Genomic DNA, 17,997 nt, shown 5'->3' on the forward strand with positions numbered 1-17,997 from the left:
TAAATGGGGAATAAAAGCTTCGTTCTAAACGATTTCAGTCCGCTCAATTCCGTTTCTTCTTCACACGCACAACGGCATTTTTATTTTTACACGATATCATACTACTTAACAGTTTGGGTATGATACTTCTGCAACGCTCGTTTTTAGTCCTCACCGGAGGCGCACTGCTGGTAATAGCAGGTTGGAGTGGCACTCAGGTTTACCGCCTTTCGTCAGAGCGCGCGGATATCAAGAAAGATTACAGTGTTCTCAACAACATAACGTACGGCCTGCTATCGGTAAATGCGTGGCGCGACCACATGGTAAAAGTTATAACGCATCGCATTGACGACTTCGAATTTACGCCCGAACAGGAAGCTGCACTAAAAGAAGAAGTCGCACAGGTGCTTCATGCTGTGGTGGACAAGGCAGACAGTCTCATTGACAGAAAGCAAAAGACACTGGGAGGTAAACTGAAAAAGTTTGCTGTAAAAACGCTCGTGAATGAAGAGAAAGTTCATGCACGTGTGCCCGAGTTTGCATCGACCATTGTTAATGAGATCAAGAAACCCAGGAATAAAGAGCGACTCAAATTTCTCGCGCAAAGTAAACTGGAAGAATTCGGTTCTATCACATACGATAGTGTAAATGATGTGACGCGTGTGCAGGCATTGCTCGATAAATATAGCGTAGCCGATGTACCAGCCTTCAACGCCATGAGCAGCAATATGCTGGAGAGCCTTTACCAACGCGCGTATTTCTTTACCTATATATTGATGGCGATAACGGTTATATTCCTCGCAGTCTGGTGGCTGCTCCGGAAACAGACCGCACTGCATACACCGTTGTTTGTGTTGTCGGTAATGCTGGCGCTGATCATGCTTATCACCGGACTCACTTCACCGATGATCGAGATCGATGCGCGTATTAAAGAGATGAGCTTCCTGCTGATCGGAGAACGTATTTCTTTTAACGACCAGGTTATATTCTTTCAGAGTAAAAGTATTGTTGATGTGGTTAGCATCTTGCTTCAAACCGGTAAATATGATTCTGCTATAGTGGGTATACTCATCCTGATATTCAGTATTGCTTTCCCGATCGGGAAGTTGTTCGCTACGAAGTTTTATTTATTGGGCAATGAGCGCTGTCGTAACAACAAGGTGATTCGTTTCTTTGCATTCAAGTCGGGCAAGTGGAGCATGGCTGATGTAAATGTAGTAGCGATCTTTATGGCCTATATAGGTTTCAAAGGTATATTGGACAGCCAGCTGGCGCATCTTAATTTACAAACCGATTCGCTGGCGAGCATCTCTACCAATGAGACATCGCTTCAACCCGGATTTATTCTCTTCGTAACCTTTGTTCTGTTTGGTTTGATCTTGTCTGTTATCCTGCAGCACATCACATCCATCGCCTGCAAACACGAAAAGCAGGATGTGGTTACTAAACCGGTAAGTCATGCCATCGCGTGATTTTTTACCCATTAGGTGTCAACGGAAAGTATATTTCATATTCCTCTTCGTAAATCTGCCCCGATAACTATCGGGACGGGAAAGAAAACATTTAACCGTATATATAATTCCTGTCGTTGATTAAACTCCAACATTGTAAATTATTTCCGTTTTAAACCCAACCTATGAAACGGAAACCTGTCCTTACCTTATTGCTTGGTATACTGTTGTTCGCGTGTCAGCCCGCAAAAGATGAAAGCGCTTCTACAGATACACATGCGTACCTGGAAGAAATTACCATCCGACAATTACAACAGGGCTACCGCGAAGGTAAATATACCATTACTGCCGTGGTGAAAGACTACCTGGCACGCATCGATGCCCTTGACAAGAGCGGTCCGAAAATAAACTCCGTCATCTGTATAAATCCGGATGCTCTGCAGATCGCTGAGCAACTCGAAAAGGAGTGGAAGGACGGAAAGATACGCGGACCACTGCATGGTATACCTGTCATTCTGAAAGATAACATTGATACACACGACAAGATGCCGAACACTGCCGGAGCCGTTGTACTTCGTAATTCATTTCCGGCACGCGATAGTTGGGTTGCTCAAAAGCTGCGAGAAGCCGGAGCGGTAATCATCGCGAAAGCAAACCTGAGCGAGTGGGCTAACTTCCGTGGAGACATGTCGTCAAGCGGATGGAGTGGTGTAGGAGGGCAGACGCGTAATCCATACGTACTCGATCGTAATCCCTGCGGGTCAAGTTCAGGTTCAGGAGCTTCCGTGGCAGCTAGTCTTTGTGCGATTGCCATTGGTACAGAAACAAACGGATCTATAGTTTGTCCTGCAAACAACAACGGTATTGTGGGCCTGAAGCCTACCGTTGGACTGATCAGTCGCAGCGGAATTATACCCATCTCGTTTACACAGGATACACCTGGTCCTATGGCACGCACGGTAGAAGATGTAGCCATCGCATTGGGAGCGCTGGTGGGTAAAGATACATCGGATAGTAAAACACTTAACCCGGAAGCAGTCTTTCATTCTGACTATACCAAGTTTCTGAAAGCGGATGGCTTGAAAGGAAAACGCATCGGACTGTTGAAAGATATAGCAGGCTACCACGCACGCGTGGATACATTGATGAAAAAGACAGTAGCATATTTAAAAAGTCAGGGAGCAGAAGTTATTGAAATAGAAGAGCCCGTTGGTAAAGGAGCTGGTCAGCCTTCGTTCCAGGTGCTGTTATATGAATTTAAAGACGGACTTAATAAATACTTTGCTGGCCTCACCAATGCGCCCGTGAAAGATATTCAGCAGTTGATCGAGTTCAACAAAAAAGATTCTGTTGAACTTCGTTACTTCGATCAGAAATTACTCGAGATGGCACAGGCAAAAGGTGATCTGGAGACAGCTGAGTATAAAGAATCACTCGCAGCCATGCACAAGGCAACACGCGAAGAGGGCATTGATAAAGTCATGGCGAAATATAGTCTGGATGCATTGATGGCACCTACCGGTTCGCCCGCATGGAAGACCGATCTCATCGATGGTGATCACTTTATGGGAGGCAGTTCATCCGCAGCAGCTATAGCCGGCTATCCTTCCATCGCAGTGCCTATGGGTTTTATTGATGATCTTCCGGTAGATGTATCATTCTTTGGTAAAGCATGGAGTGAACCTGTGTTGCTCGAGATTGCATACGCCTACGAGCAAGGCACCAAACACAGAAAAGCACCGCGCTACATTCCGTCCAATTAAAAAGACTGAGCGTGTTTAGGTTGGTTTGCCGGAAGGTTTTAAAATGTTACCTTGCAACACCTAACCTAAACACGTTATTAGTTTATGATCGGCTTTTATACACCACTCCTGGCCTTGCAGGCGTTCTGCCTGTATCACGCATATCGCAATCATGTTGAACAGCGCTGGTATTGGTTCATCATATTTTTCCCGGGTATAGGTTGTGCCATGTACCTCTATCATAATTTCTATAGTCGCAGAAGTATAGAAACGATAGCAGAGGGAGTAAAGGGTGTTGTAAACAGCAACTATAAAATCGAGCAGCTCGAAAAAGCACTACGCTTCAGTGATAACATTACCAATAAGACAAACCTGGCCGATGCCTATGTAAGCTACAATCGTTATGATGAAGCGCTTGCCTTGTATAAAGAATGTCTCACAGGATTTATGGCCGATGATCCGGTAATCCGCATCAAAATATTATTCACATCATTCCTCAATAAAGATTACGAAGCTACCGTAGCCTATGGCGATGCGCTTGAATCCGAAAAGCGTTTTCAAAAATCAGAAGAGCGTGCGGCGTATGCATGGGCCTTACACTATACCGGCAAAACCGAACAGGCCGAGAAGTTATTCCAGCAAATGGATTCGACCTTTACAAACTACCGCCAACGGATTGAGTATTGCAAATTTCTGATGGCCATTGGCAAGCCCGAAGAATTGAAAAGTAAATTACAGGAAATGAGCGAAGAGCTCGAACACCTGAAAGGCCCCGAGCGAAAATTCTACCGCCACATAGCGCGCGAGATACGCGAAATGCAAACGCAGAAGTAGCTGCTGGCTGCAAGCTTCTGGCCATTGGACTTGTGTGGGTGAGGCGAAACTAGCGTCCTCTGAAATAGCTGCTAGCTGCGAGCTTTGAGTTCGCTTTAGTGTACGTTTACGTAACGTTACTTTGCTACGAAAGCGAAATGCTATATACCGATAATCGTCTGGCAGCTAGAAGCTCGCAGCTAATTCCTATCTTCCTGCATGAAATATATAGCTTCGATCGTGCTGCTGGTGGTCGTTACTGCGATCAGTCAGGCACAGCCGCGTAAACGTGCGCGTGAGTATGGTGTAAAGATTGGTGTGCTGGCACCGGGTACATTCAATGCGATTACAGACGTGAAAGGTGTAAAGGTTGGCCATGTTACTATCAATCGCGGTAACGATATACATACGGGTGTTACAGTTATACTTCCGCACGATGGAAATATCTTTCAACTGAAAGTGCCAGCTGCTATATATGTCGGCAATGGCTTTGGAAAACTGGCAGGCACTACACAAGTCATAGAGCTCGGTAATCTTGAAACTCCGGTTATACTTACCAATACGCTGAATGTACCTGTAGCGATGGATGCTGTGATTGAATATACTTTGCAGCAAACCGGCAATGAGAAAGCACAATCCGTAAATGCTGTTGTGGGTGAAACGAACGATGGCGGACTCAATGATATTCGTGGCAGACATGTTACGCGTGCTGATGTTATTCAGGCGATACGCCAGGCAACCACGGGTGCTGTCGCGGAGGGAAATGTAGGAGCCGGCACGGGTACAATATGTTTTGGATTTAAAGGAGGCATCGGTACGGCATCGCGCGTGTTGCCGACAGCATCAGGAGGCTATACGGTTGGTGTGCTGGTGCAAACTAATTTTGGTGGTGTGTTGCAGATTGATGGAGTGCCGGTAGGCGAGGAACTGAAACAATTTTACCTGCACGATCAGTTGAAGGATTCCGGTGATGGTTCGTGCATGATGGTGGTTGCAACGGATGCGCCACTGGACGCACGCAACCTTGAGCGACTGGCCAAGCGTGCTTTTATGGGACTCGCCCGCACCGGTGGCATTGCTTCCAACGGCAGCGGTGATTATGTGATCGCCTTCTCAACAGACGAAAGCTCGCGCATCAAACATGCAACGCCAGACAAAACAGAAACAAAAACGGTATTGCGAAATGATGAAATGTCACCGTTATTTATGGCCGCTATTGAAGCGACCGAAGAAGCCATCATCAATTCACTATTCAAGGCAGAAACGATGACGGGTAAAGATCAGCGTACCATACAGGCTCTGCCGATAGAGGAGGTGATCCGGATTTTTAAAAAGTATAATGCTATAAAATAATATGTTTGCTTATATACACCGTGAGATCGTTCCTGTTGAAAAAGCATTTCTACATGTAAGCGATCTTTCCATACAGCGTGGCTATGGTATATTTGATTTCTTCAAAGTGCAGGATGGACACCCGTACTTTCTGGATGATTACCTCGATCGTTTTTACAACTCTGCTGCCAGCATGCAACTTGAAGTGCCGCACCAGCGCGATGACCTGAAGAGTATTATCTTTAGTCTTATCACGAAGAACAACATAGCAGCATCAGGTGTAAAAATGATTCTTACCGGTGGTTATTCGGCTGACGGTTATCAACCCGCGGAACCGAACCTGATCATTACGCAACATCATCTTACCTTGCCGGGTGAAGACCAGATTAAAAACGGAGTGAAGATCATTACGCACGAGTTTGTGCGCGATTTCGCTTCGGCCAAAACGATCAATTACTCTACCGGTATATGGCTTATCAATAAAGTAAAAGAGAATCAGGCGGTGGATGTATTGTATCATCAAAAAGGTATAGTGTCTGAATTTCCACGCTGCAATTTCTTTATCGTGCGTAACGATAATACCGTGGTAACACCGGCACACCAGGTGTTGCGGGGCATCACGCGAAAGAATATACTCAAGCTGGCCGCGCGAAAGTATAGAGCGGAAGAAGGCGTTGTTACCCTCGAAGATATAGCCAATGCGAAGGAAGCTTTCCTCACCAGTACAACCAAGCGAATCGTACCGGTTGTGAAGGTGAACGAGACTGTGATCGGTGATGGTAAACCCGGAGCGGTAAGCCTGTCATTATTGAATGATCTTATCGCGTTGGAGAATGAAGACTTTCAATCAAAAGCGAACTGAGTATATGTTGATCCGCTATACATGGCCGGCCATGGTGTGGTCGCTCGTGATTTTAATTGCAACGCTTATTCCCGGCAAGGCTATTCCGAAAGTCGGATTTTTTCAGATCGATAAGGTTGTTCACTTTTTCATCTTTGGTGTGCTTATGTTTTTGTCGTGCCATGCATTGAAGAAGACCTGGCAATTTACCGGCAAGCCGTTACGGTTTATCCGCATCGCGTTGATATATAGTCTTGCGCTGGGTATTGTTATCGAATTGATCCAGCAATATGTACCCGGTCGCGGTCCTTCCGTTGCCGATGTAGTGGCCAACAGTATAGGGGTAGCGTTGGGTTACGGAGTGTTCCGTCTGTTGCAGAAGCGAACTGTTGTATAGGTTAATTCGCCACTGCTGTAAATGTGCTCCGGGCTATTGTAGGAAATGCCGTAGTATTGATAAACCAAAACGATCGCCCCATGAAAAATCTGTCGGTATCAATCTGTCTCATCGTGTTGCTAACAGCAAGCATTCCCTATAGCGTCTCCGCGCAAATTGGTGTAGGAGCAAAGCCTACAAAGAAAGCCGAAATACTTTTTGACGGTACACGTAAAATGCTTGATGAAAAGTGGACTTACTGGAAAGGTCCGCGACTCGCAGCAACGTTACCCATCAAGTGGACGATCGTAAATGATCCGGTAGATAAAGGTACGGTGCTGAATGGCAACGACCCGACTGCCGCGGGGGGTAAATATGGAACAGCAGACATCGTTACGAAAAAAGAGTTTCGCGACTTCCGTTTGCATATCGAGTTTCTTATTGTGAAACCCGGAGGCAACAGCGGAGTATATCTTCAGAACCGATACGAAATACAGGTGCTGGATGGAGACTCAACCAGTCATGGTATGGCCGCGGTAATTAATGAGTCGGAATCTCCTTACCATGCTTACAACGGACTGGCTAGATGGAATGCGTATGATATCGTTTTCCGGGCAGCACGTTTTGAAAATGGCAAGCTTACCGAGAAGGCCATGCTAACCATGTACTTTAATGGTATAAAGGTGCATACTGATAAATCGATTCAGCAGGTTTGGGGCGGACCCAACTCTGGTATAGATGGCGGCAATGACGGTGGTAAAGGTATAACCGATATACCCGGTGGATTGAAGCTGCAAGCCGAAGGTCACGATGTACTCTTCCGCAATATCTGGATCGAAACCCTCGATCTAAAAACAGCACATACCGATTTCTAAAAAAGGTTTCGCATAGTTCAGTGTGACTAAATCTTCGCTGCGGAATTACATAGCTGGAACACGAAGCAACATTTAAGTGTTACACCAGATACAGAATTTCCGCGACAAGCGTTTAAGGGAATATAGTACACAACCTGACTGCGTATGAAACCTACTATACTGATCCTCTTTTTGATAGCGGGGGTTGCCAGACAATCAACCGCATATCCTATTGATCCGAGACCACTGCGCAAACTCATCATGGAGAGCGAATACATTGTGATCGGGCATGTAAAGGAAGTATACGAACGGAGAAGTAAGAAAGACTTTTTCGGAGATGCCGTGGCGCGAATCGAAGTGCGTGAAGTATTAAAGGGCACCATTATAAAAGATCTTATCGAAGTTTCGTTTGCCCAGCACATGGTTTGTCCGGCACCGCCCCGGTATAAAGCGGGCACTGAAGTCGTGGTCTTTCTGGACAAAGGAGACAAGGGGATGTTCAGGACACACGCGCTGTCGTACGGTGCACGCCAGGTAACATTGAATGATATAGCCGTGTTCCGCGATCGCATTCGTGAGATGCAACGGATACTTACTCTTACCGACACCGATCAGCAATTTTTTGAAACCACCGAATGGCTTGTAAAGTGTGCCGAACATGAAGCCACCCGTTGGGATGGAGTATATGAGCTCTCTCCGGAAAGCGACTTCATGTCGTACTACGCCCGGTCCGAGCAACTTCCGTTCAAGTATATGCTTGCCTATGAGCAGAAGCAGCGACTCAAGAATGCACTACTGGCAACAACAGAAGTAGGTTACAGCGACTTTGGCCTGGTGGACCTGGTATACCTGGGCAACGAAGAAGCCGTGAGTCGTTTTCTGCTGGACGGATTGAAGAAGTTACCCGCACAGCACCTGTGGTATGCCGGCGAGTATATGAAGCGACTAAACTATACCCGTGACTCAGAGCAGCTGGACACACTCATCTCTTCTTTTGAAGAGAAGCAGTTTGAATCGGATAAAGAAGATGAACTGAAAACGATCGTACAGGAATTTATAGCGCTGGTCGATCCATAACGTTCACACATGACACGCACGGTAAAATGATGCATGTGTCCACATATATAGGGCTGGTATAAAATTTGAGTATATACCCTTTCTTCAAAAAATAATAAGCATTTCACTATATCGTATACATTGCTGGCAGGTTTTTACTAATTTAGCATCATCCTGTGTGTATGCTTATGAAAAAGACCCTGATCCGTTCGGCTATTATTTTTGTTTTTACCCTGCTCTCATCCTTTGCTTTTGCTCAACAGTATCATTATGCAGTTGTTGGTGTGTTTGCTGTAGAAAGTAATGCGCAAAAGTTTACCGGCTATGTACGAAGCCAGCGATTCAGTGCCGGCTACGGATTGTATAAAAAACAGAAACTGTATTACGTATATGTTATGAAGATTGCTGATCGCAATGCTGCCCAGGCAGAAGTGCGTAGTCTTCATAAAGAAACGGAGTTTAAAGATGCCTGGGTATTCTCGGGTATACTGGAAGGAGGCGAAGATCTGCCGCTTGATACCGTGGAACCTCCGGTTGTTGAAGAGAAAACTCCGGTTGTGGAAGAACCTCCGGTAACACCACCGGTTACGAACCCCGACACAGCAGCGGTCGTGGTGGATAACACCCCCGTTGTAACAGTAGAACCAAAAGACAGTGTAGGGGAAGAAGTACCGTCTGCACCGCCTTCGGTTATAAAAGGTAAATTATTCAAGTTCACCATTCAGAGTACGGATGGCAAACCGGTAAAGGGAGAGATCCACAATGTTGATTTCAGGAGAGGACGTGACCTCGGTGTTTATAAAACCAATCAATATGTAGATATACTTCGTCCGTCTGCACGAAACAATCCGATATCACTGGTGTGTGGTATTTTCGGATACAAAGAGATTGTGAAGATGCTCGATTACGATAACCCGGCATTCATGGAAAGCAAAGCCTTCCAGGATGGAAACGGTGCCTGGGTAATTCCGTATCAGCTGGAACGTATGAAGAAGGGAGATGTATCCGTCATGTACCACGTGGCATTCTATAAAGATGCTGTGGTAATGCTGCCTCCGTCAAAATCTGAAATGGATGAGTTGGTAAGTATGATGACGGACAACCCGGAATACAAGATCACCATACACGGCCATTGCAATGGTAGCAATTCACGTAAGATCATCGCGCTGGGTCCTACTAAAAATTACTTCTCCACTCAGGGCTCAGCTGAAATTACCGGCAACGCGAAAGAACTTTCCAAGTTACGGGCACAAGCCGTTCAGAATTACCTGATAGATCATGGCATCGATAAGTCGCGCATGCAAATATATGCGTGGGGTTCGCAAAATATGCTGGCACCTGAAAATGGTCCAAGCTCCAAGCTGAACGACCGCATCGAGATCGAGATCACAGCAGACTGATCTATACTTTTATAAGCACAACAAACGGGTTTGAGAACGGTAAGTATTCTGGGATGTGGATGGCTGGGAAAACCGTTCGCTGCAACGCTGGTAAAAGAAGGATATATAGTGTACGGATCAACCACGCAGGATTCGAAGGTACCTGAGCTTGCTGCACTGGGCATCAAACCGTTCGTGATCACGTTCAATCCGCAAGCTGCCGGAAACAAACTCGGTGATTTTTTTCAGACCGATATACTGGTGATCAGTATGCCACCCCGCATGCGAACTGTGCAGCCAGAGGTATATCTTTCACAACTGGAGCATGCCGTGCAGCGCGCCAGGCAAGGTAGCATTCAGCATATACTATATATCAGTTCCACCGGGGTTTACCCCGATGTAAATCGTATTGTGACGGAAGACGATGCCGATCGTGAATCATACCTGGTAAAGGCAGAGTCGATTATCCGCTCGTTTGGCAGCACTACCGTTATCCGGTTTGGTGGTCTGGTGGGGCCGGCCCGTCACCCCGGAAGATTTCTTGCCGGTAAAAAAGATCTGTCGGGTAGAAACACTCCGGTTAATATCATACATCAACGCGATTGTATTGGTATCATGAAGCACATTGTGGAGCAGCAGGTGTGGGGCGAAGTCTTTAGCGCTTGTGCCGATGAACATCCCACACGTGAAGCGTTCTATACCCGCGCGAGTATGGCACTGAACCTGGAGCCACCGCAGTTCCTACACGATGACAGCAATCCGTATAAAATTGTGAGCAGCGAAAAGGTGAAGCAGCGGCTCGGGTATACGTTTGTATATCCTGACCCGATCGCGATGATCAGTGAAGAACCGATGGAAGAACGTTAGTACGCTGCCGGTAAATTGAAACATCGGCTGTTAATACAGCCTGTTTATATATAGTTTACGTTCGCCATATTCATTTTACGATCACGTTTATGAAAAGAAGAAAATTTATTGGCATAACAAGTACTACATTTGTAGGAATGAACTTACCCCTGGCAGCAAGTAATATGAGTATATCAACAGAAACAAGCAAGCGAAAAATTCTGATCTTCGGTGGTGGTTATAATGCAACATTCATCCGGTATATGGCGGGTCTTACAGGCAAACCGATGCCGCGACTTTGCTTTCTGCCCACGGCATCGGCCGACAGTCCATTTGGAATTGCCAACTGGTTTGAAACGTGCGCACCGCTCGATGTAAAACCGTTTGTTCAACGCCTGTTCATCAGTAGCTATAACCAGAAACTTTCTTTCGAAGAAGTATTGCTCAGCATGGATGGTATTGTAGTAGGCGGAGGAAACACACTGAACATGATGGCCATCTGGAAAGCACAGGGTATAGATACTATACTTCGTCAGGCATGGGACAAAGGTATTGTGCTGGCCGGTGGCAGTGCAGGATCGTTGTGCTGGTTTGAACACGGCACGACCGACTCGCGTCCGAAAGATATTTCGAAAGTGGAATGCCTCGGGTTTATAAAGGGAAGTCACTGTCCGCATTATGATTCGGAGCCTACGCGCAGACCGTTGTATCATTCGTACATCCAGTCCAAACAATTCAAGCCGGGCTATGCGTGCGATGACCAGGCCGCGATATACTTTGAAGACAACGAAGTGAAAAAAGTAGTTGCCCTGCGCGAAGAAAGCAATGCTTACTATGTTTATGAAGAGAACGGAGAAGCGAAAGAACGCAAACTGGTAAAAGAAATAATCAAGTAACACCGGTATATATACCGGATCTATAGTTTAACAATAGCGCATGGATATTGCTGCTTTAAAACAGGAATTAGTGTTCAGTACATCCCGCAGCAGCGGTCCGGGCGGGCAGAACGTGAACAAGGTAAATACCAAAGTAACCTTGAAGTTTGATGTTGCCGGCTCGGCAGTGCTAACCGAAGAAGAGAAGCAAATTATAACAGCCAAACTGGCAACGCGTATCACAACGGAAGGTATACTGGTGCTGGTGTCGCAAGACAAGCGCTCGCAACTGGATAATAAAGAAGCTGTGCGTGAGAAGTTCACGAAGCTCATCGCGAAGGCTTTCGAAAAGAAGAAAGCCCGCAAGGCAACCAAGCCCTCCAAAGCTTCTGTGAAAGAACGCATCGAGACCAAGAAACGCCATGCCGAGAAAAAGAAATGGCGAAGGGGAACGGACGAATAATCAATACTTCGCTACTGAACCATGATTCTGAAAATGCCGTTCACTGTATACTTATCCTCTAATCCACAATCGGCATTTGTATGGTAGACTTTATGCGAAAATACCCGGCAACGCTTAGCCTTATCGTTGTAAACCTGCTGGTGTTTCTGTGGATGTACCTGCAGACCGGCACGCTTGATGGATCTCCCTGGATGCAGTATTCATTTGAGCATGGTGCTTTATTCAATCCCTATACTTTTAAAAACGAATGGTATCGCATATTCACATCCATGTTTATGCACGCGCACTTGTTACACCTGGCGGTAAATATGAGTGCATTGCTATTTACCGGTAGTGAGTTGGAAGAAGTGGTGGGCACCGGTAAATTTCTGTTGGTATATTTCTTAACGGGTATAGCAGCAGCATTCAGCACTTTATACTGGAATTTGTTTTTAGTAGGTGTGGGCGCTTCCGGAGCGTTGTTCGGTTTGTTTGGTTTCTCCATCGTAGTGCATATATACTATAGCCGCCAGCAGAAGCTGCCCATTATGCCGGTACTGGTAAGCTTCATGGTATTCCTGATTGTGAATACGATTTTCTCAGAGGCGTTGAATGGTGATCATGCTGCTCACTTTGGCGGTCTCTTTGCAGGCATTGTTTTGGCTTTTTCCTCGCTGATCTTTACAAAATCATTTCACAAGGTTGGTGTGGAGTATATATTTCTTGTATTGCTGATCGTGATATTTTTTGCCATGCCCCGCTACCAGGTTCGCTATTTCGACTTTTACCAGCAGGTGCTTGTAGCGGAAGATTCGGCCAACAGTATATTTGATAAGAAGAATATATCCGATGAGGCATTTGCCAACGCATTCAAGGAGAATACTCGTTTGTGGGACTCTGCTCTCACCAGCCTCAACACACAACCTTATATACCGGAAGCGTTGCAAAGCGATACGTTCAAGCTGAGACGATACCTGAACCTGCGCAGGCTTGAAAATATATTCCGGGTTGCCATGATCGAACGCGAATCCTATATATACCTTGACAGTATCGAGTTGGTGCAGGATTCCTTGAAGCACTATATTTCACTGGACTATCCGCTGTCGATGGCGCATGTGCGGGTAAAACCGGAGGAGCCGGAACCCGATGAAGCACCTCCGATGGAGATGACGAAAGTTTGGTACGATCATAACTGGGAAGAGATACCGGGGCCGCCCGCAAGTTATTACCGGATCGGCTTTCGCGATTCCCTCGGTCGCTGGCAAGGCGCTGTACGCGATTACTATATCAGTGGCGCTATACAAATGAAGGGCACCTATAAAGACGATAAACGCGATGGCGTGTTCTTGTATTACTCTGATCATAAAACCTATACATCCGCAGGCCGCTATCGGAATAATCGCAGTACCGGTAAATGGGAAACGTACCACACCAATGGTCGCCTGGCCAGCGAAGTATACTATACCGATCGTTACTTTTTGAAGAACCTTTGGGACTCAACCGGACATCAATGGGTTAAGGATGGTGAAGGCAAAGAGATTCAGCGATACGCTAACGGTGTGGTTGCAGCCGAAGGCGAGTATAGAGATGGGTATAAAGAAGGATACTGGTATGGTCGTCATGAAAATGGTGAGATGTACTACGAAGAGAACTACCATCAGGGCAGACTTATTCATGGAAGATCGCGAAGCCTGAGAGGCGAGAACTCAGTGTATGATGCGAGCAGTGAATACCCGTTGCCGGAAGGCGGCTATAAAAAGCTGAATGCGTATTTACGCGAAGAAGCTGGTAAAATTAACAGCACAATGAAAGGAACCGTTCGATTGTCGTTCCGCGTTACTACCGATAAAGTACTTGCCGATATAGAGGTTGAAAGCAGTTTATCGCCTGAGCTTGATGAAAAAGCAAAGGAGATTTTACGCGAAGGTCCTGCGTGGATTCCTGCCCGGGAACACGGACAGAAAGCTATAGAAGGCTATAGCGTTGTCTCCATTGATTTTTAATGGAATCGCCCGTCACGATATACTGAATCTGTGGGTATATTTGCACCCGAATAATAGAATAGTATCCTATGAGACTAGGACAATTAGCCCGGAAACTGGCAGTAATACCCGCCGACATCGTTGACTTCCTTGCCACCAACAATATCCGGATTGATGAAAGCACCAATACACGGCTTGAGCACGAACAGCTGATGCTGGTAGTAAATCATTTTGCACCCGCGCGTGCAGAAGAGTTCACCGCTCCGGCAGCCGATGAAAAACAAGATATACCGGAAGAAACAAACGCTGAGCCCATTGAAGTTGTAGCGCCTGAAGTTATAGAACCGGAGCAGGTTGTATTGGCACCGGATATACAGCAGGAGATGGTTGTTACGGACGGGAGCAATACTATACCGGATACAGAACAAGAGCAGAAGATAGAAGTGATCAAAGCGCCTAAAGTTGAATTGGCAGGGTTGAAGGTACTGGGCAAAATAGAATTACCCGAGCCGAAGAAGAAAGAGCAGAAGCCGGCAACCGAATCGGCAGAATCAACTACTACAACTTCAACACCGGAAGCCGATAGTAAATCGTTTAAAGAAGAACGCAGAGAGGGAAGAGAAGGACGAAGAAAGTCTCATCACAAATCCGATCAGAATGATGCGCGTAACAAAAGACCGCGTAAAAATCCGGTAGCACTTCAACGCGAACGCGAAGCATACGAAGCGCAGTTGAAGCGTGAAGCAGATGCTAAAAACGAAAAGGAGAGACGCACACTATATTATCAGAACCGCGTAAAAGCATCTGTACCAACCAAGCCTGCACGCCTGATCGATGAACAGGTTATTGAAATGACGGGCGACTTGACGAAAACTCCCACCACGTGGCTCGGTAAATTCTGGAAATGGTTCCGGTCATAGTGTTGGTATAGGATCATACAATATTTTTCGATTGTAAAGCACGTGCTGTGAATCATACACGTGCTTTTTCATTTTCCGGGCAGGCATGTTTTTTATGTTTCATATCCGCGAACTATAAATGCTCAGAGATATGAATATGCCAGCGAAGTCTTCAACGTACGATTACGCCATTGCCCCGGGAGTATGGGGAAAGCGAGATTTGTTTGTGAATTATTTCATCATCCAGGATAGCGAAACCAACGCGTGGTTCCTGGTAGATGCCGGGTTGAAATGGTCGGCTCCGCGTATCAAAGCAATGGCCCACGAGCTATTCGGTGAAGGAAGTAAACCGGCCGGTATCATTTTAACGCACGGTCACTTCGATCACGTAGGTGCCTTGCATACGCTTGTACAGGAATGGAATGTGCCGGTATATGCGCATCCGCTGGAGTTGCCATACCTTACCGGGAAATCATCGTATCCTCCGGCAGATCCAAGTGTGGGTGGTGGCTTGATGTCATCGATGTCGTGGATATACCCGACCGGTCCTATTGATATACAATCCAATCTTCAGCCCCTTGCTGATAACAGTGACAATGCTATACCGGGCCTTAACGGCTGGCGGTTCATTCACACCCCCGGGCATTCTCCCGGACACATCAGTTTATTCCGCGAAAGCGATAAAGTATTAATTGCCGGCGATGCTGTTGTAACGACAAGACCCGAGTCAGCACTGTATGCATTGTCCTATAAGAAACAAGTATCAGGTCCGCCTAAATATCTCACCTGTAACTGGGCTTCCGCCAAGATATCGGTTTTGAAACTGGCAGCACTTGATCCGCAGATCATCGCGACTGGTCATGGTGAACCGATGCAGGGTGAAGCGATGCAACTGGCGCTGCAGCGCCTGTCAACACGGTTCGATAAACTCGCGCAGCCTGCACACGGCCGCTATGTAAATGAGCCTGCTATTACCGATGAGACAGGCGTGCTATATTTACCACCCGCTGTTGAACCCGACTATTCAACTGCATTGAAAGTGGTGGGCATATCTATCGCTGTGTTATCGATCGGGTATCTTATTTACAGGCAGGTAAAGAAAAGATCAGAACCCCAGGATACTATACAGGATTGGCTCGCGGACTGGCGCAAAAAGCCTCGTCATAAACTTCACCACTTGCTGAATTAAGCAGGTGATGCCAGTTATATACTTATGATTTTACGGGCTGATCGATGGTGTGCGTGGATACGGCACCTTCGGTTGGCTCTATTTTCTTGCCGTAGCGCGTTGCATACACTTGTGTAAATTCAGCCCCAAACAACAAGATCATTCCGGCATACGTAACCCACAGCATGATGAGAATGATTGACCCTGCTGCACCATACGTGGATGCCGGATCTGCATTACCGAAATATATACCCAACGCATACTTGGCAATAACAAACAATACGGCCGTGAGCGTTGCACCAATCCATACATCTTTCCAGCGAATGCGTGCATCCGGAAGAAATTTATAGATGGCAGCAAAGAGCAGCGTTACAATACCAAACGACACCAGTAAATCAATAATACGAAAGATCACAAGCAGTGATTCGGATAGATAGCCCGCTACCCAGTCGCGTATGGCGATAAGGGCTGTCGAGATTACCAGCGATATCAACATCAGGAAACCAACCACGAGTATAAGTCCGAATGAAAAAACGCGATCGCGCACAAGCTTCAGAAATTTTTGCTTCGGCTGCGGCTTCACTTCCCACATCTGGTTGAGTATCTGTTGCAGTTTATAGAATACACCGGTGGCACCAAAGAGCAGCGTTACTATACCAATGATGGATGCCAGTGTCGAGCCTTTGTTTTCACTGGCACGCGCGACTATTGTTTCCACATCTTCGGCTGTGCCTGTACCAATCATGCCGCCCACCTGCGATGATATCTTGTTGGTAACGGCTTCCTCGCCAAAGAAATATCCGGCCAGGTTAATAATGATCACGAGCAGTCCGGGTAACGAGAAGATGGTATAATAAGCAATGGTAGCGCTGTTGCTGAACGGATCGCGATCATTCCATTGCTGAAATGTACTTTTCAACAGCATCCAGAATTTGCTGAATACATTCAATACGCGCATATAGCTTGAGCTTTGCGTATAGAGCAGCAAAAAACTATTCCATAGGTATATAAAAAAGAAAGCCATCCGGTCGGGATGGCTTTCGCTATAGACTATAAATTTCTTATTAGAACGTGATTGACTGGAACTTGCCGCTGCTTGTAGATACTTCGAAAGTGATCGTTGCAGCCGTAGTAGCTTTAACCTGGCTCAGGTTATATACCTGACCGAAAGAACCTGTTACCTGAACATCCTGTGAGTGCAGTAAAGAATTTCCGCTGAAGATTTTTACAGTAACAACTTCAGAACCGTTGTTCGCTACGTTCAGCATATACTTGTTATCAGCGTTTGCTACTGCTGTAACTTTTACAAAGCTAACGATCTTGTTCATCGCGTAGTTTACTTTCTCTACCTGCTTGCCGTTTTTGTCTTCCAGCACGATGGTATATTCACCTTCAGGAAGTTCGCTGAAGTTATACGGACGTACGAAGGATGCAACGTTGCTCATTACTTCAGAGAACACAAGCTGATTGCTGCTGTTGATGATCGATACTTTTACTTTACCGGCTTCTTTTGTTTTGTAATAAACTTTGTAAACCTGTGAAGTTGCAGGCACAACGGTTAATGATGTAGGAGCATCTGCAAAAGCTGAAGCTGTTGAAACAATAAAAGCGAAAACTAATACTGAAAATTTAGAGTTCATGTTTTATTAATTGTTAAAATTTGTTCGTGTTTGATGATGCAAAGGTGTAGAATCGTTTCGGTTGAACTTTTGCAAAGCGCATGCTCGCAAGCGAAACGTAAGGAAAGCGATTTGACCGCGTTGTCAGGATTTTCTTCTTCCAACATCACCGCCCACCGAATCGGCAGTAGTAACACATACACACTGCGTAATTGTATTACTGTTTAAAATGATAAACAGAATAATATTCTGATTTTGGTCGCTAAAAAATCCGTTTTTAACGAATGTTTGGATGATTTTAGGTGTTATTCAGAATATAATTCGATTTAATGGTATGTATGGT

17 protein-coding genes are annotated in these 17,997 nt (G+C 46.0%); 15 read left to right on the forward strand and 2 right to left on the reverse strand.

The features are described 5' to 3' along the window. Positions 1-119: 119 nt before the first annotated feature. The 15 genes from ACFQ21_RS27860 (at position 120) to ACFQ21_RS27930 (ending at position 16,056) form a co-directional block, all read left to right on the forward strand. Positions 120-1,451, forward strand: a complete 1,332-nt coding sequence (locus tag ACFQ21_RS27860; RefSeq protein WP_377585469.1) for a paraquat-inducible protein A — start codon at positions 120-122, stop codon at positions 1,449-1,451. Positions 1,452-1,615: 164 nt separating this feature from the next. Next, complete coding sequence (locus tag ACFQ21_RS27865) at positions 1,616-3,193, forward strand: amidase (protein WP_377585472.1); 1,578 nt, start codon at positions 1,616-1,618, stop codon at positions 3,191-3,193. Between the two features lie 84 nt (positions 3,194-3,277). Continuing rightward, positions 3,278-4,006: a hypothetical protein gene (locus ACFQ21_RS27870; RefSeq protein ID WP_377585475.1), complete on the forward strand. Its 729-nt coding sequence runs from the start codon at positions 3,278-3,280 to the stop codon at positions 4,004-4,006. Between the two features lie 198 nt (positions 4,007-4,204). Beyond that, positions 4,205-5,338, forward strand: a complete 1,134-nt coding sequence (locus ACFQ21_RS27875) for a DmpA family aminopeptidase (RefSeq protein ID WP_377585478.1) — start codon at positions 4,205-4,207, stop codon at positions 5,336-5,338. A 1-nt stretch (position 5,339) separates the two neighbouring features. Beyond that, positions 5,340-6,179: an aminotransferase class IV gene (locus ACFQ21_RS27880; RefSeq protein WP_377585481.1), complete on the forward strand. Its 840-nt coding sequence runs from the start codon at positions 5,340-5,342 to the stop codon at positions 6,177-6,179. Beyond that, positions 6,151-6,555, forward strand: a complete 405-nt coding sequence (locus ACFQ21_RS27885) for a VanZ family protein (protein WP_377585484.1) — start codon at positions 6,151-6,153, stop codon at positions 6,553-6,555. The genes ACFQ21_RS27880 and ACFQ21_RS27885 overlap by 29 nt, the downstream gene beginning before the upstream one ends. A gap of 80 nt (positions 6,556-6,635) precedes the next feature. Continuing rightward, positions 6,636-7,409: a 3-keto-disaccharide hydrolase gene (locus ACFQ21_RS27890; RefSeq protein WP_377585486.1), complete on the forward strand. Its 774-nt coding sequence runs from the start codon at positions 6,636-6,638 to the stop codon at positions 7,407-7,409. A gap of 144 nt (positions 7,410-7,553) precedes the next feature. Beyond that, positions 7,554-8,465 carry a hypothetical protein gene (locus tag ACFQ21_RS27895; protein ID WP_377585489.1) on the forward strand — a complete coding sequence of 304 codons (912 nt, stop codon included), beginning with the start codon at positions 7,554-7,556 and terminating at the stop codon, positions 8,463-8,465. Between the two features lie 167 nt (positions 8,466-8,632). Next, entirely contained in the window at positions 8,633-9,844 is a 1,212-nt protein-coding gene (locus ACFQ21_RS27900) for an OmpA family protein (RefSeq protein ID WP_377585492.1), read from the forward strand. Positions 9,845-9,874: 30 nt separating this feature from the next. Then, positions 9,875-10,690, forward strand: a complete 816-nt coding sequence (locus ACFQ21_RS27905; RefSeq protein ID WP_377585495.1) for an SDR family oxidoreductase — start codon at positions 9,875-9,877, stop codon at positions 10,688-10,690. Positions 10,691-10,779: 89 nt separating this feature from the next. Next, complete coding sequence (locus ACFQ21_RS27910; RefSeq protein ID WP_377585497.1) at positions 10,780-11,565, forward strand: Type 1 glutamine amidotransferase-like domain-containing protein; 786 nt, start codon at positions 10,780-10,782, stop codon at positions 11,563-11,565. Between the two features lie 40 nt (positions 11,566-11,605). Continuing rightward, on the forward strand, positions 11,606-12,007 hold the full coding sequence (gene arfB, locus ACFQ21_RS27915) for an alternative ribosome rescue aminoacyl-tRNA hydrolase ArfB (protein WP_377585499.1): 402 nt from the start codon (positions 11,606-11,608) through the stop codon (positions 12,005-12,007). 80 nt (positions 12,008-12,087) lie between these two features. Further along, positions 12,088-13,989: a rhomboid family intramembrane serine protease gene (locus ACFQ21_RS27920; protein WP_377585502.1), complete on the forward strand. Its 1,902-nt coding sequence runs from the start codon at positions 12,088-12,090 to the stop codon at positions 13,987-13,989. A gap of 68 nt (positions 13,990-14,057) precedes the next feature. Beyond that, a complete protein-coding gene (locus ACFQ21_RS27925; protein ID WP_377585505.1) occupies positions 14,058-14,888 on the forward strand; it encodes a hypothetical protein in 831 nt (276 codons plus the stop codon). A 130-nt stretch (positions 14,889-15,018) separates the two neighbouring features. After that, on the forward strand, positions 15,019-16,056 hold the full coding sequence (locus ACFQ21_RS27930; RefSeq protein WP_377585507.1) for an MBL fold metallo-hydrolase: 1,038 nt from the start codon (positions 15,019-15,021) through the stop codon (positions 16,054-16,056). Positions 16,057-16,078: 22 nt separating this feature from the next. On the opposite strand, the gene ACFQ21_RS27935 is transcribed toward ACFQ21_RS27930, so the two are convergent. Both ACFQ21_RS27935 and ACFQ21_RS27940 read right to left on the reverse strand, forming a co-directional pair. Beyond that, the gene (locus ACFQ21_RS27935) at positions 16,079-16,993 is read right to left on the reverse strand and encodes a YihY/virulence factor BrkB family protein (protein WP_377585510.1); all 915 of its coding nucleotides are present in this window, start codon (positions 16,991-16,993) and stop codon (positions 16,079-16,081) included. 106 nt (positions 16,994-17,099) lie between these two features. Further along, entirely contained in the window at positions 17,100-17,675 is a 576-nt protein-coding gene (locus ACFQ21_RS27940; RefSeq protein WP_377585513.1) for a hypothetical protein, read from the reverse strand. Positions 17,676-17,997 lie beyond the last annotated feature (322 nt).

It is taken from the genome of Ohtaekwangia kribbensis, assembly GCF_042676245.1.
Taxonomy (GTDB): domain Bacteria; phylum Bacteroidota; class Bacteroidia; order Cytophagales; family Cyclobacteriaceae; genus Ohtaekwangia; species Ohtaekwangia kribbensis.